The following is a 15,724-nucleotide window of genomic DNA, read 5'->3' on the forward strand; positions in this document are numbered from 1 at the left end:
TGACTACCAAGATTTATAACAGATATTGGGGAATTGGCACGTCCAGGCTGCTGTCTGCTGCAACTGGTGTCAGCCGTACCGTCTGTAGTGGAATGATGCCCGCCCAGGTTGGCAGGTCAATATCTTCTGGCTCATCGTTTGGACCGCCTGTGCGTGTTTTGGCCGAAGCCTCGGCCAGTGAAAAGGCCAGTACGGTTGTTTTACGTAACTCGCTTTGGGTGGTGGGACGCAGATCGTCCCAGCGACCGGGTATCAGATGATCGGTCAGTAAGGCCAGCGCCTGCATCTTTTCGGCTGCATCCTCTACTTTTTCCGCCTGCGCAAAAATCACCACCGACCGGTAGTTCACCGAGTGCGAAAAGGCCGATTTCGCCAGCACCAGCCCATCGGCGAGCATAACGGTAATGCAAACCCGTCCACCGGTTTCTATGGCGCGGATGAAATGGCTGCCCACCGAACCGTGAATATACAATCTGTTTCCCTGCCGGGCGAATGCCGTTGGAATGGCCATTGGCTGACCATTTATAGCGTAGCTGACCGTACAGAACAGCGCTTCATCCAGAATGGCATGAATAGTAGTTTCGTCGTATTGGGCACGTTTGGCCAAACGACTGGGGGTAGTGAGGACGGTTTGCATAAGCTGTTGGTCAATTCATTCTTCCTTCTAATTGAATTGAGTTTAAATCTCTAACTTTGCCGGTCTAGGTAAATCGTCCAGTTTTTGTAAAGTCAGTAGTCCGGTTGTGCTTCCGTATAAATCCTTAATCGTAATTGATCGTCATTCGGCTATACCTGTTTTTGTGCAGGTTAGCGAACAGTTGAATCAGCTCATCCGTAACGGAACGCTGGCGGCTGGACAGCGTCTTCCGGGAACGCGCCAACTGGCTCAACTGCTGGATTTGAACCGCCAGACAGTGGTGGCCGCTTACGACGAAGGACTGGCGCAGGGCTGGCTCGAAAGCCGGGCGGGGAGTGGCACCTACGTAGCTGCCCACGTACCGGAAGTCAGGCCGCAGCCCGTAGCTGTCGAATTGCCAACCAGCAAAGCGAATGAGCAGCCCGGTTATTACGTTCAGTCGCTCCCGTTCCTGAAGCGACCCGTGCTGACAAATCAGGCGGGGCTGCGTCTGGATGACGGGTTCCCGGACATCCGGCTGGCGCCCATGAATGAATTAAGTCGGGCCTACCGCTCTTATTTTCGCTGGGGAAATCCGCAGCAGCATTTTGGGTACGGCGATACGAAAGGTCACCCCTTGCTGCGCGAACAGCTCTCAACCCACCTGAACGAAACGCGGGGCCTGCAAACAACGCTCGATAATATTCTCATTACTCGGGGTAGTATTATGGGGATTCACCTGAGTAGTCAGGCGCTGTTACAGCCCGGCGACGTGGTTGTTACGGGCGAAACAACCTGGGCGGGGGCTACCATGAATTTTCTGAAAGCAGGCGCAACAGTACAAACCGTACCGGTCGACCAGCACGGTATTGACGTAGAGGCTCTGGCTGCACTTTGCGAAAGGCAACCAATCCGGCTGGTGTTCGTTACGCCCCACCACCATTACCCCACGACCGTAATGTTACGTATGGATCGGCGCGTGCGGCTGCTGCAGCTCGCCAATACGTTCGGATTTGCCATTCTGGAAGACGACTACGATTATGATTTTCATTACCTCAGTCGCCCGATTCTGCCGCTGGCCAGTGCGGATCGGCGGGGGATGGTTATTTACATTGGTTCGCTGACGAAGTCGGTGGCACCGGCGTTCCGAATCGGTTACGTTGTCGCACCGACCGCGGTAATTGACGAACTGGCCCGTCTCCGGCGCATCATCGACCGGCAGGGCGATCCTATGCTCGAATTTGCTGTGGGGCAACTGTTTAAGTCGGGCGAGTTGAAACGGCACTTCCGCAAAGCGCTGCGCACCTACTACGCCCGTCTCGACCGGTTCTGCGATCTCCTGACGAGCGAGTTAACCGATAGGGTTCAGTTCGGCCGTCCAGACGGTGGGCTGGCCATCTGGACCCGGTTTGATCGAGCTATCGATATGGAGGCTGTCGCGCAGCGGGCCAGCCGGTCGGGCCTGTTTCTGTCGAGTGGTCTGGCGCATAATCCGCCCGGTCAGCGGCTGAACGGCACGCGGCTTGGCTTCGCGTCAAGCACCGAAGCCGAGCTGGAACAAAGCGTTATGATCCTGAAGAAAGTGATCTGGTAACGAGCAGGAGGTTACGTCAAATAGAAACAGGCCGGAAGAGCGCTCTTCCGGCCTGTTTCTGTTTGACGTCTATTCGCTGATCAGGATACGGTTCCGCCATTCCAGACAGAATCGTTCGGCGCAATCAGGACCAGTTTACCGTCGCGGTCTTCGGCCATCAAAATCATGCCCTGCGATTCATGTCCCATCATTTTGCGCGGAGCCAGGTTGGCCAGGAACGTCACCTGCTTGCCAATGATCTCTTCGGGGGCAAAATGCCTGGCAATGCCGCTCAGAATCTGGCGACCACCCATACCGTCGTCAACTTTCAGTTTCAGCAGCTTATCGCTCTTGGGAACGCGCTCGGCTTCGGTAATCGTGCCGATGCGAATATCCATTTTGGCAAAGTCGTCGTAGGAGATTTCATTCCGCAGCGCCGGTATGGTCTTGGTTTCTAACTCGTTCATGCGTTTCGCATCCAGTAATTTCTGAATCTGTTTGTTGATTTCGTCGTCTTCAATTTTAGCGAATAGCAATTCGCCTTTACCCAGTTCGTGGCCTTCGGTCAGTAGGTCGGGCCGACCCGCGTTCTGCCAGTCGAGCCGGTCTATGATCGCCAGCTGATCGCACAGTTTCTGGGACGTAAAGGGCAGGAACGGCTCGCACACAATCGCCAGGTTGGCCGTGATCTGCAGAGCAAGGTTCAGGATGGTGTTGGCCCGTAGCGGATCGGTTTTAACAACCTTCCAGGGTTCGGTTTCGGCCAGGTATTTGTTGCCAAGCCGCGCCAGGTCCATCAAATGACTGAGTGCCTCGCGGAACCGGAACTGGTAGATTGCCTGCCCGATGCGGTCGGGAAACAAGGCCAGCTCGTCAAGAACCTGTAGGTCGTAGTCGGTCAGATCGCCCCGAATGGGTACTTTGTTGTCGCAGAATTTCTGGGTCAGGACAATCGCCCGGTTCACGAAATTGCCAAACACAGCGACCAGTTCGTTGTTATTCCGGGATTGAAAGTCTTTCCATGTAAACTCGCTGTCCTTTGTTTCGGGCGCGTTGGCGGCCAGCACATAACGCAGAACGTCCTGTTTGCCGGGCAGTTCTTCCAGATACTCGTGCAGCCAGACCGCCCAGTTGCGGGAGGTACTGATTTTGTCGCCTTCAAGGTTCATAAACTCGTTGGCGGGTACGTTGTCGGCCAGAATATAGCTGCCCTCGGCCATCAGCATCGCCGGGAAGATGATGCAGTGGAACACGATGTTGTCCTTGCCGATGAAATGCACCAGTTTGGTGTGCTCATCGCGCCAGTAGAGTTCCCAGTCGCGGCCCTGCTGCTCGGCCCATTCTTTGGTCATGGAGATATAACCGATGGGCGCGTCGAACCAGACATAAAGCACTTTCCCTTCGGCATCGGCTAACGGAACCTTGATTCCCCAGTCGAGGTCGCGGGTCATGGCGCGGGGCTTCAGCCCTTCCTTTAACCACGACTGGCACTGCCCGAATACGTTTGTTTTCCACTCCGGGTGGCTGTTAACGTAGTCTTCAATACGCGGCTGCATCCGGTCAAGGGGCAGGAACCAGTTTTTGGTTGAGCGCAGGATGGGTTTCGAACCCGATAGGGTAGAGTGGGGTTCAACGAGTTCCGTAGGGCTCAGAGCTGTTCCGCAGCGTTCACACTGATCGCCATAGGCATTCGGATTACCACAGACGGGGCAGGTCCCCACAATGTAGCGGTCGGCCAGAAACTGCCCGGCTACTTCGTCATAATATTGCTCCGTTACCTCCTCGTCGAAGTTCCCGTTGTTGTACAGGTTCAGGAAAATCTCCTGCGAGGTTTCGTGGTGAATCGGGTTGGAGGTGCGCGAGTAGATATCAAATGAAATTCCGAACTCTTCAAACGCCTGTTTAATCTGACCGTAGTATTTATCGACGACCTGCTGGGGCGTAATGCCTTCTTTCTTCGCCTTGATAGTGATGGGAACGCCGTGTTCGTCGGTACCGCTGATGAAGGCAACGTCCTTGCCCGTCGAGCGGAGGTAGCGAACGTAAATATCGGCGGGCAGATAGCAGCCGGCAATGTGACCAATGTGAATAGGTCCATTGGCATAAATCAGGGCCGCCGTGACGGTATAGCGTTGTGGGTTTTCTAAAGCCATAATCCAGGAATTGGAGCGCAAAATTAGCAATTCAGACCCGAACGTTGTTATGTTTACGCAAACAGTGCCGTTGGATTGCTATGGAGAACACCGGGCCCAATACGAATAATTTCCTGAACTGGATCGAAATCAAAAACTTCAATTGACCGCATCTTTACCTAAACAGGTTTTTATTACCGGCGCTACCGGATTTATCGGCTCTCATATTGCCCGGCGCTACCTCGACGCAGGTTATCTGGTTTCGACTCTGAAACGCCCAGATGCCAGTTACGGTATGCTGACCGACGTTGCGAGCCGCCTTACCTGGTATGAAGGCGATGTGCTGGATATTCCTTCCCTCGAAACTGCCATTCAGCCAAATAGTGACGTGATTCACGCGGCTGCTGTCGTCTCTTTTGTGCCTAAGGACCGGCTGTTGATGGAAAACGTCAACGTGGAAGGGACAGCCAACGTCGTGAATGTCTGCCTGAACCGGGGCGTTCGTAAGCTGGGGTATGTCAGTTCGGTGGCTTCGCTGGGCAGATCGGCTGCGAAAGGAGCGAAGCCCGGTGGGCCGATTGTAATTACCGAAACGCAGAAGTGGGAAGATTCACCCAATAATTCAGCCTACGCAAAAACCAAGTACCGGGCCGAACTAGAGGTCTGGCGCGGAGTAGCCGAAGGGCTTAACGCCATTATGGTCTGCCCTAGCATTGTGCTCGGCGCGGGCGACTGGAGCCGCAGCAGTCTGCAATTAATTAAATACGTCCACGACGAAAAACCGTTTTACCCGGCGGGGCTGGTCAACTACGTTGATGTGCTGGACGTAGCCGATGCGCTTTACCAGCTTATGCAGTCGGAGGTGACCGCCGAGCGGTTCATTGTGAACGGGGGCACCATTCCGTACCGATCGTTGTTAGAACAGATAGCTGCCGCGCTTGGCAAGCGCCCGCCCACAAGGCGTGTGTCGCCCACGCTGACGCGGTTGCTGTGGCCGCTGGAGGCCGCGCGGGCCTGGTTGACGGGCAAGGCCCCGCTCATCACCCGCGAGACAGCGCGGTCGGCAAGTTCGTCCTATCAGTATGACGGACGCAGAATAGAGCAGGTGCTTGGTTTTCAGTACCGACCGCTGAACGAGACCCTTCGGCGGGTGGCTGATGCGTTCAGAACCTCCTCAAACGGTCCGTAAATTTTCGGATTGGGGGTTGGAGTTCCGCAATTTTGAGTTTATATTTCACTGCCAAAGGATAAACCGCGCCAATGGCCGCGGCCCCTATCCGCCCCACTTTTTTAGAGGCAATAGCATGGAGCAAGAGTTCGAAGAACGAGAAGGTGATATTAAAGAGTCTATCCGGCGTTTTGAGCAGATGCTGGACCAGCAGCAAAGTCAGTTTTTCGACCTGGATGTGTATGAGCAGATGGTTGAACATTACCTCAACCACGGCGATTTAGACAAGGCGTTCAAAGCCGCCGAGGCCGGTCTGGAAAACTTTCCCTATGCCCTGGAGCTGATGCTCGACAAAGCCCAGATACTGGCTAACTTCCAGCGGTTTGATGAGTCGCTGGACCTGCTGGAGCGGGCTTCTTTGTTTAACCCCGGTGACCTCGACGTGCCGTTTATGCAGGGCTCCGTGCTGAACATGGCGGGCCGTTATGAGGAATCCATCCAGGTGCTGGAAGACCTTCTCGACCGCGCCGACGACAAAGATGATATTCTGTTTCAGCTGGGGCAGAGCTATCAGAACTGGGGCAAATATGCCGAAGCGATTACGCAGTACAAGAAATCAATTGCGCTGAATATCAACAATGAGAACGCGCTCTATGAACTGGCGTTCTGCCTCGATATAACGGGAGAACTGGAAAACAGCCTGACGTATTACCAGCAACTGATCGATCAGGAGCCGTATTCGTATAATGCCTGGTACAACATCGGCATTGCCTACAGCAAGCTGGCCCGTTATGCCGAGGCTGCCGAGGCTTATGATTACGCCGTTATTATCAAGCCTGATTTCGCGTCGGCGCATTTCAACCTGGGAAATACCTATATGAACCTGGGTATGTTCGAGAAGGCCGAAGGCTGTTATCGCGAAACGCTGAAGTTCGAAGAAGCTACGGCCGATACCTACTGCCACCTGGGCGCCAGTCTGGAAAAACAGGACCGCCTGCCCGAAGCCATTAAAGAGTACCGGGAAGCCATTAAGCTGGACCAGATGTGGGACGAAGCCTGGTATGGCATCGGCGTTTGTCTGAGCGAATCAGGTAAGTGGTACGAAGCCCTGCCGTTCTTGCAGAAAGCGGTGAAGCTGAACGACCAGAACGGCGAGTATTATCTGGCCGTGGCCGAAACCGAGTACAAGATCGGCAACATTCTGTCGAGTGTTGAAGCGTTTGAGAAGGCCGCCGAAGTAGATGCTCAGAACCCCGACGTGTATCTGACGTGGTCGCTGGTGCCGTTCGATCAGGGCGATTTCCTGCGGGCAAATGAGATTGTGCAGCTGGGTATCGAAGACATGCCCCGCGAAGCCGATCTGTATTATCGCTCGGCGGTTTACCTGATCCACGCGGGCCATTACCGTGAGTCGCTGCTTCAACTGGAAGCGGCTCTATCGCTCGACTACGACGCGCATGTGCAGTTGTTTGAATTTTTCCCGGAACTGGAAAAGCAGAAGGCTCTGTACAAGATCATTCAGCAATACAAAAAAGACTAAACCAAGACTATACCACGAAGGTCGGAAAGCCGCTCCCAGCTATTGGGAGCGGCTTTTTTGTTGGATAAAAACCGCTGAGCAAAACTCCCGGACGGGTACTGTACGCTTTACGCGACTCAGGTTTGATGGGGGGCGGATTTACTGGGATACCGGGTTGGTGCCAGGTCGTTTCTGGAGTTGGTTACCGATCGATATGGTGCAGGTCAGCGCATGCGTATATTGGAGCGACCGGATGTGCGCTGCATCGTTTTTCCGAATGGTAAGTATGTTCTGGTATCCTATACTCAGCCTGTAATTCTCGCTCAGCCGCTTACCGAATATGATGGATGATTGAAGCTGATCGAGCCGGGTGTCGCGGCTCGACAGGTAAGCAAGCGGCTCAATACTACCCTGAACGAATCCGCTTTCGGCGGGTGGACCCTGGCGGGACAGGGGCTGCACCCAGCGAAGGAGTAACCGGTGCCGAACGTCGCGTCGGGTGAACGGCGGCAGATCGTCCGTCAGAACGTCATAAGGATGCCGGAGCGTATCGGCAACCGAAGACCATCGGAATTCCGAGCGGAACCGCAGCACCAGTTCGCTTCGGCCAACAGGCTGGGTCAGGAGAATCTGAGGAATGAAGCGAATGTTACGCTGAATGGTAAGTGGCGATTTACTCGTCTGATTCCAGGCCCACCACAGGCTGATGGGGGAGAGCGAAACCCGAACAGGCTTGCTAAGCTGATACGTAACCCAGGGGCGAAACGCCTGCTGAAGCGGGTACCGCAGAATATTCAGATCGCTGCCGTTGGAATCATCGGCCTGGCGCCGGTAGATATTGTCGAGCTGAAAGCTCCACCGCCCCCTGGTACGATAAACGAGGTCCATTTCGGTCCACAGCACGGGGCGGTGTCGAACAACAGTTGTATAATCCTGAGCCGAAGCTATTGAAGAAAGAAAAATAAATACAGCAATGAGAAAACGAAAAGGCATGAACCGGGCAACTGTCGGGTGAATCAATTAAATAGAGAAGGAAAAAACAGGCTGTTTATTACTCATAAACAGCCTGTTTTCCCGACATATTCCCGTTATAGGCTCACCGCTCAGGCCTTAACCGGGCTATTCGCTGGCTGTGGTTCACCCTGCAGAGCCGCCAGTTTTTGCTTGAGGTCGAACGTGTGGCCCGCGAATACGATCAGGATCTGGTTCGTGTCAAATGCCGATTTAACCGCTTTGATTGCCTCGCTCAGAGCCGCTGGCGTACTGGTCGTGGCCGGGTTGATCCAGAACCACATCACGAACTGGATGGTGTTATCGCCGAAGTTGCGGTAATAAAACTCAACGGGACGATCCTGCGAAATGAATGCTAGTTGGCTAACAGCTGCCACTGCAACGCGCTGGGCATTGGGCAGATCATCAAGATATGATACGCCCGCTGTCAGCTCGATACGACGTCCGGGAATACGGGAATGGTTGACGATCGGTTTTTGAAATACGTCTTTGCTGGGAATCTCAACGGTTTGCCCCTGGCCGTTGTCAAGCACAATGGAGCGCAGTTTGATATTAAGTACTTTGCCCGTATAGCCATTCGTTTCTACGACTTCGCCGACCTTAATGGGATGCGCCAGCGCAATCATGGTCCCCGAAATGAAATTTGCCGTCAGGTCCTGGAAGGCAAAACCCACCGCCAGAGCAATTACGCCTGCGCCGGCCAGCAATGATGTTACGGCCTTGTCCAGGTTCAGCACACTCAGCGCGATGAACAGCCCTACCGCCATGATGACCACGCGAAGAATGGCACCCGTCAGGTTAATTATTGACAGGTTATTACTGAATCGGTCGAACCCCCGGACAGCCCACCGGCTGATCAGGCGCGACAGAAAGGCAAAAACGACGATAATCAATATCGCAACAGCCACTTTGGGAACGTAACGAATGCCTGTTCGGGTCCAGTTGGCGAGTTCGGTGTAGATGAGTCCGGCGGCTTGCGTAAAATCCATGTATAACTGACTTTGGTACTCCTTTTGAAACGTCGGCAGTTCGGATAGTGTTTTGAGTAAGAACGGATCAAACGAGCATCCTGCTCCGGAGGTTGCCTGTTCAGCCGTAAGCCGTACCTTTGCCCAATTGTATCAACCGATTGAAAATGAATTCGTCTGCTCCTGTTTATTTAGATAATGCCGCCACGACCCGGCTCGATCCGGAAGTATTAGAAGCTATGCTGCCGCTCATGACGGAGCAGTACGGCAATCCGTCGTCTATTCACAGCCACGGCCGCACGGTCAGAACGGCTATCGAACGGGCACGTAAGACCGTCGCATCGCTGCTCAATACGTCGCCGGCCGAGATTTTCTTTACGTCGGGAGGAACCGAGGCCGACAACACGGCTATCCGGAGCAGCATTGAAACCTACGGCCTGACCCACGCGATTACGTCGCCGTTGGAACACCATGCCGTTCTGCATACGCTGGAACACCTCGCCAGGCAGGGCACCGTTCGGCTGAGTCTGGTGGAGGTAGATGAACGGGGACATATTAATCTGGCACACCTGGAACAACTGCTGCTACAGAACCCGCGGTCGCTGGTATCGCTCATGCACGGTAACAACGAGATTGGCAACCTGCTGGACCTACACCGCGTTGGCGAACTCTGCCGGCAGTACGACGCTGTTTTTCATTCCGATACGGTGCAGACGATGGGTCATTTCCGCCATGATCTGCAGCAGTTGCCGGTCGACTTCATCGTGGGCGCGGGTCATAAATTTCACGGGCCGAAAGGCGTTGGGTTCCTGTACGTCAATGCCGAACGGGTGAATATCCAGCCGTTTATTTACGGTGGAGCACAGGAGCGTAACCGCCGGGGTGGTACGGAGAACGTGTACGGGATTATCGGGCTGGCCAAGGCGCTCGAAATCGCCTACCGCGATATGGACGCGCATCGGCAGCACATTACGTCCCTGAAACGCCGGATGATTGCCCGTCTGCAGGAGAAAATGCCCGGGGTGCAGTTCAACGGCGATTCGGCCGATGTGGACAACAGCCTGTATACCGTTTTAAACGTCAGCCTGCCCGTGTCCGACCTCAGTGATATGCTGTTGTTCAACCTGGACATCGCCCGGATTTCGGCTTCGGGCGGGTCGGCCTGTTCGAGTGGGTCGAACGTTGGCTCGCATGTGCTGGCGGCTTTGCCGGGACTTGACCCTAACCGGGGGTATGTGCGCTTTTCGTTTGGCAAATACAACACCGCCGAGGAGATCGATTATGCCGTCGATACGCTGGTTGGACTGTATCAGAAAGAAGCAAAACTCGTTTAGCGAGTGAAGATAGGGTCCGGATAAACCGGACATTGCTGAAAAGCTCCGACAGAACGTAACGGCTCTATCGGAGCTTTTTCGTTTTTATCGTTCCCTGAAAAACTTTCCGCAGATCGATCTATACGTGACTATTAACGCTAAATGTTAAACTGAGAAAAATTTCGAAGCAAGGTCTTATTAGAAGTTCTGAGCTAATCGCTTCTATATCATAAGCATGTCTCATTAAACAATCTACTATGAGCATGAATAACGGTAATTCTCGATAGACTATAAGATAAATAGCTGATAATCAAATTTTTAGGTTTTCCTTGCGAAAGGATTTCTGCTTACCAATCTTTGCCTATTAGTTAACAGTACTAATTCGCTGTTACTATCCTTCGACTTCATCACTTCTTCATGTAGATCAACCAGCCGATGGCGTTTCGTTAGCTAACGGCGGGCGTATTTCCATCTTTAATCTGCTAATCCATCTCTCAAGTATACTCAGTTTCTGATTTTCAATTAACCCTCTGCACGTATGACAAATCCGTTACAAAAAGCCTCTTCGGTAGGTTTCCTGTTCCTGTTGCTGGCGAGGTTGCAGCCTGGTTGGGCGCAGTCGAATGTACTGGCCAGCAATGACCGTCTAAAGCAGGCTACGTCTTCGAACGTTGGCAGGCCTCCGTTCAAAACTACATCAGTCAATTCAGGAATAGAGCCAACCGTTCCGGCAGCAGTCGCAGCCAAACCAGCGCAAGTAGCGGGGCCAATTACCGGTACCGTAAAGAGTTCGACCGGCGAAACGCTGCCCGGCGTCAATGTTGTTATTAAGAACACCTCCAAAGGTACCAGCACTGATGCCAACGGTAAATTTACGCTGGAGGCACCTGAAAATGCCGTCCTCATTTTCTCCGCCATTGGGTTCACCACGCAGGAAGTAGCTGTGAATGGACGCACCCGCATCGAGGTGTCGTTGACGACGGATGATAAGCAACTTGATGAGGTCGTAGTCGTCGGATATGGTACCCAGAAACGGAACAGCCTGACCAATTCCGTTGCCCAGATTGGGGCGCAGGAGATTGCCCGTCGGCCGGTTTCTAACATTCAGCAATCGTTGCAGGGACAACTGCCGGGAGTTACCGTGCTGGACCAGGGTGGTTCACCGGGACGCTCCAATACGGCCATTCGTGTGCGGGGCATCACCACTTTTAACATAAACGGTGTGAGCAACACGGCGGGTACAAACAACGGCACCGGCGGGTACGACATGAGCAAAAACGACGCGCTAGTGATCGTGGACGGTATTGAGCAACGGTTATCGGACATTAATCCGGACGATATCGAGTCGATTTCTATCCTGAAAGATGCGGCTTCGACGGCCATTTACGGGTCCAGGGCTACCAACGGCGTTGTGCTCGTCACGACCAAACGGGCCAGAGGTAATAAGGTTCAGGTGGAGTACAATGGCTACTACGCCATCCAGAATTCCATCAACAGGCCGCACATGATGGGTATTGAAGACTACATGCGCCTGCAGGTTGCAGCTTATACCAATGCAGGGTCGGCATTGCCCGCTCGCTTTACCGAGTCGTCTATTCAGGCGTATGTGACCGCCACCGACCGTGAAAAATATCCCTTACCCAACACCTGGTTTCAGACGGTGCTTCATGCAGCTCCTCAGCAAAATCACACCATTGCTGTATCGGGTGGTACCGAAGCGCTGCGCACGCGACTGAGCCTGCGGTATCAGGATCAGGACGGTATTATTACCCACTATGGTAATAAAATCGGTGAAATCCGGTTGAACTCCGACTACACAATTTCACCCAGACTGCGCGTCAGTGGTGATATTAACTACCGCTACAATAATTCCCAGGCACCCACCATCGATCCCGTTAATTTCTTGTTTCATGGATCACTGTGGGCGGTGCCGAAATACGCGGATGGGACCTATGGCCTAAGTACGCAGGGAAATAACCCGCTCATGTATGCCGAAATTGGCGGTGACTCGAAACGGTTTACCGATTATCTGGCGGGCTACATAAAAGCCGATTGGGAGATTGTGGATGGCCTGACCTTCTCGACACAGTTAGGGGGAAGAGGCACGTTTCTCCAGGAGAAGAACTTTGCTAATTCGTATGTCAACGTCGACAAAAATACCAATATCACCAAAACAGTTGCCAACAACACCCTGACGGAGGTACGTAACACCTTACGGGAATACACCTTGATTAACCTACTGACTTATGAGCGCAAGTTAGGCAGTCATAATCTGAGAGGCTTGCTGGGTTACTCGCAGATTGGCAACACCCAAACGTTCCTAACCGCCTACCGCGAACGGTTCTACAACAACGCTATTCAATCGATTGGTCAGGGCGCTAATGACGGTACGAAGAGTAACAGTGGGAGTGATGCCGTGTACGGTTTACGGTCGTATTTCGGTCGGGTAAACTATGATTACGATGGCAAATACCTGTTCGAGGCAAACGGCCGTTACGATGGTTCGTCCAAGTTTACCGGCCAAAAGCAGTACAGCTTCTTTCCATCGTTTTCGGCGGGTTGGCGGCTTTCCAAAGAAAACTTTTGGCAGGGACTACAAAAGACGGTTAACGACCTGAAGCTGCGCGGTTCGTGGGGTATAACGGGTAACCAGTCGGTGAATCTGTACAGTTATTATGCAGCGCTGACGGCCAGTGGCTACAATTTTAACGGAGCCGCTGTTCAGGGTTATCGGCAAACTACATTGGCCAATACCAATTTAGGCTGGGAGTCAACGAAGCAGTTGGATTTGGGGTTAGACGCGACCTTTCTGGGTGGGCGTATGAATCTGACCGTCGACTATTACCGAAAGCTCACGACCGATATTCTCTTGAATCTGGATATTCCGGCTACAGTTGGTTTAATTGCTCCACCTCAAAATGCGGGCTCAGTCGAAAACAAAGGCTGGGAATTTAGTCTGAATTTCCGGGGCGCTAAAAACTCATCAGGTTTCCAGTATAACCTGGGAGGCAACTTGAGTATAAACGAGAACAAGGTCGTTGACCTGAAAGGAACCGGTCCATACATTATCGGGTCCGACATTGATCCCCGCTACATCATCGCGGTCGGGCTGCCTATCAATACGTTGTGGGGTCACAGAACCGATGGCCTGTTCCAGACCCAGCAGGAGATCACCGAATACAAGGCTACCTACGCGGCCAACACCAAACCGGGGGATGTGAAGTACATTGATGCAAATGGCGACGGGAAGATCGATGCCAATGACATGACCAATATCGGCAACACATTTCCCAAGTTCACCTTTGGCCTGAATTCCAATTTCTCGTACCGCAATTTTGAGCTGAACCTGCTCTTTCAGGGGGCCGCCGACGTAAGCACCCGACTGGCGGGGGCACTGGCCGAAATGGGCAATCAGGAAGGTTTTACGCACTCTATCTACACCAATAACTACTGGACGCCTACGCATACCGACGCCCGCTTTCCCTTACCCCGGAAATTCGACTTACGCAACGTAGCCACCTCCGACCGGCTGATCATTGATGGGTCGTATGTGCGGTTGAAAAACGTTCAGCTTGCCTATTCGCTACCCGCGGCCATTGCTTCGAAAGTGCGGTTGAGTCGAATTCGGACGTATGTGTCAGCGACGAACGTGTTGACTATTTCGAAACTGAATGAGTGGAATCTGGACCCAGAAGCGGGTTCCGGCCGAGGGGTATATTACCCCCAAACGGCATTGTACACGCTTGGTCTTAACCTCCAGTTCTAACCCCATTCACCTTTTTATTGCAATATCATGAAACGAAAACATACAGTATTCCTGTTGCTGGTCCTGGCTGTGTCAAGCTTGTTGTTCACTGCCTGCGACCGGGAGTTGCTCGATACCGTTCCCAACGACCGCCTGTCAGAAAGCTTTTTCTGGAAATCGGAGAACGATGCCAGGCTGGCCGTCAATTCGCTGTATACGGACCTCGACAGTACCAACATTTTTAGCTGGGATGCCATGACGGACATCGCCCATACGAACCAGCCATTCGATGTGCAGGCTTATGTCGAACTGGGGCAGTATGACGCCACCAGTGCCAAGGTGTTTGGGGAATGGGCCAAGGCCTACAAAGGCATCCGGGCGTGCAACTATTTTCTGGAGAATGTCAGCAAAGTTACCTCGACAAACACCACGCTGATCAACCAACTGAAAGGGGAAGCCAGAGCGCTCCGGGCTTATCAGTACCTGAAATTAGCCAATCTGTTTGGCGATGTGCCTTTGGTGACGACGGCTATTTCGCTGGATGAAAGCCGCAATCTGTCGCGAACGCCCGTTGCTCAGGTTTGGGATTTTGTCGATAAAGAGCTGAGTGAAGCGGCTGGTTTGTTGCCTGTTACCTATGCTGCCGCCGACAAAGGTCGATTTACAAAAGGAGCTGCATTGGGCCTTCGGGCGCGCGCCAACCTGATGGCCGGGCGTTATCAGCAGGCTGCTGATGCTGCCGACCAGGTGATTAAACTGGGCGTTTACGGCCTGAACGACAGTTACGAAAAGCTGTTCAGTTACGCGGCTGAGAATAATAAGGAAGTTCTGTTAGACCGACAGTTTATCAAAGACACTTATCCGGTCAACGTATTTGCACTCATAGGCCCTTACAGCCAAAAGAGTGCGAACAGCACCTTCGTACCAACCAAAGCGTTGGTCGATATGTACGAAACGACATCGGGTAAGCTCATCACCGATCCCACGAGCGGCTACGATCCGGCTAATCCTTACGCGAATCGGGACCCACGACTTAAGTTTTCGGTTTTCTTAACCGGGGATGCCCTGCCAAGCGGTATTACGTTCCGACCGGAGCCAAACAGTGGTACGGCCGATGCCGTCGGCAATACCTACATTGCTTCAACGACGGGCTTTAACATCAAGAAATACGTCAATGCGGAGGATTACGCCAATCCAGCCAATAATGGTATCAATATCATTCTGCTACGGTATGCCGAGATTTTGCTGACCTATGCTGAAGCCAGGATTGAATTGAACCAGTTGGATGCCAGCGTGATTTCAGCCATCAATATCGTTCGAAACGGACGTTCGGACGTAAAGCAACCAGCCATAAGCGCTACTGCCAGTCAGGCGGAACTGCGAGCTATCGTGCGCCGGGAGCGGACTGTCGAACTGGCTTTTGAAGGACAGCACCTTTTCGACATCCGGCGCTGGAAAACAGCCGACAAGGTAATACCGGGTCCTATTTACGGCATTACGTATAAAGCGGCTAACGGCGCGTTGACCACCGTTCAGGTAGTTGGCATAAACCGAACATTCGACGTCACCCGACATTACCTCTGGCCTATTCCACAACGGGAACGTAATCTAACCCCAAATCTTAGCCAGAACCCAGGGTGGTAATTAAGTAGTCGGGTAGGGCCGGCTGTTCTGGCCGG

Annotated in this window: 10 protein-coding genes; 6 read left to right on the forward strand and 4 right to left on the reverse strand. The window is 53.0% G+C overall.

Annotated features, from left to right (window positions below; genetic code table 11):
* Window positions 1-13 precede the first annotated feature (13 nt).
* Window positions 14-637, reverse strand: a complete 624-nt coding sequence (locus HNV11_RS09430) for a pyridoxamine 5'-phosphate oxidase family protein (protein WP_171739425.1) — start codon at window positions 635-637, stop codon at window positions 14-16.
* Window positions 638-743: 106 nt separating this feature from the next.
* Between HNV11_RS09430 and HNV11_RS09435 the strand changes: the two genes are divergently transcribed.
* Window positions 744-2,210: an aminotransferase-like domain-containing protein gene (locus HNV11_RS09435; protein WP_171739426.1), complete on the forward strand. Its 1,467-nt coding sequence runs from the start codon at window positions 744-746 to the stop codon at window positions 2,208-2,210.
* Window positions 2,211-2,290: 80 nt separating this feature from the next.
* Here the strand turns inward: HNV11_RS09435 and metG are convergent, their stop codons facing one another.
* On the reverse strand, window positions 2,291-4,342 hold the full coding sequence (gene metG, locus HNV11_RS09440) for a methionine--tRNA ligase (RefSeq protein ID WP_171739427.1): 2,052 nt from the start codon (window positions 4,340-4,342) through the stop codon (window positions 2,291-2,293).
* A gap of 142 nt (window positions 4,343-4,484) precedes the next feature.
* On the opposite strand from metG, the gene HNV11_RS09445 reads away from it, so the two are divergent.
* Complete coding sequence (locus HNV11_RS09445) at window positions 4,485-5,510, forward strand: NAD-dependent epimerase/dehydratase family protein (RefSeq protein WP_171739428.1); 1,026 nt, start codon at window positions 4,485-4,487, stop codon at window positions 5,508-5,510.
* A 115-nt stretch (window positions 5,511-5,625) separates the two neighbouring features.
* Window positions 5,626-7,029 carry a tetratricopeptide repeat protein gene (locus tag HNV11_RS09450; protein WP_171739429.1) on the forward strand — a complete coding sequence of 468 codons (1,404 nt, stop codon included), beginning with the start codon at window positions 5,626-5,628 and terminating at the stop codon, window positions 7,027-7,029.
* A gap of 138 nt (window positions 7,030-7,167) precedes the next feature.
* Here the strand turns inward: HNV11_RS09450 and HNV11_RS09455 are convergent, their stop codons facing one another.
* Both HNV11_RS09455 and HNV11_RS09460 read right to left on the reverse strand, forming a co-directional pair.
* Window positions 7,168-8,001, reverse strand: coding sequence for a DUF2490 domain-containing protein (locus tag HNV11_RS09455; protein ID WP_171739430.1), 834 nt, complete (start codon window positions 7,999-8,001; stop codon window positions 7,168-7,170).
* Between the two features lie 110 nt (window positions 8,002-8,111).
* Entirely contained in the window at window positions 8,112-9,008 is an 897-nt protein-coding gene (locus HNV11_RS09460) for a mechanosensitive ion channel family protein (RefSeq protein ID WP_171739431.1), read from the reverse strand.
* Window positions 9,009-9,154: 146 nt separating this feature from the next.
* Between HNV11_RS09460 and HNV11_RS09465 the strand changes: the two genes are divergently transcribed.
* From HNV11_RS09465 to HNV11_RS09475, 3 genes are all read left to right on the forward strand, one after another.
* Window positions 9,155-10,321 carry a cysteine desulfurase family protein gene (locus tag HNV11_RS09465; RefSeq protein ID WP_171739432.1) on the forward strand — a complete coding sequence of 389 codons (1,167 nt, stop codon included), beginning with the start codon at window positions 9,155-9,157 and terminating at the stop codon, window positions 10,319-10,321.
* A 517-nt stretch (window positions 10,322-10,838) separates the two neighbouring features.
* Window positions 10,839-14,066, forward strand: a complete 3,228-nt coding sequence (locus tag HNV11_RS09470; RefSeq protein WP_171739433.1) for a SusC/RagA family TonB-linked outer membrane protein — start codon at window positions 10,839-10,841, stop codon at window positions 14,064-14,066.
* A gap of 27 nt (window positions 14,067-14,093) precedes the next feature.
* Complete coding sequence (locus HNV11_RS09475) at window positions 14,094-15,689, forward strand: RagB/SusD family nutrient uptake outer membrane protein (protein ID WP_171739434.1); 1,596 nt, start codon at window positions 14,094-14,096, stop codon at window positions 15,687-15,689.
* Window positions 15,690-15,724: the final 35 nt, after the last annotated feature.

This window comes from Spirosoma taeanense (genome assembly GCF_013127955.1).
GTDB classification, from domain to species: Bacteria; Bacteroidota; Bacteroidia; order Cytophagales; family Spirosomataceae; genus Spirosoma; species Spirosoma taeanense.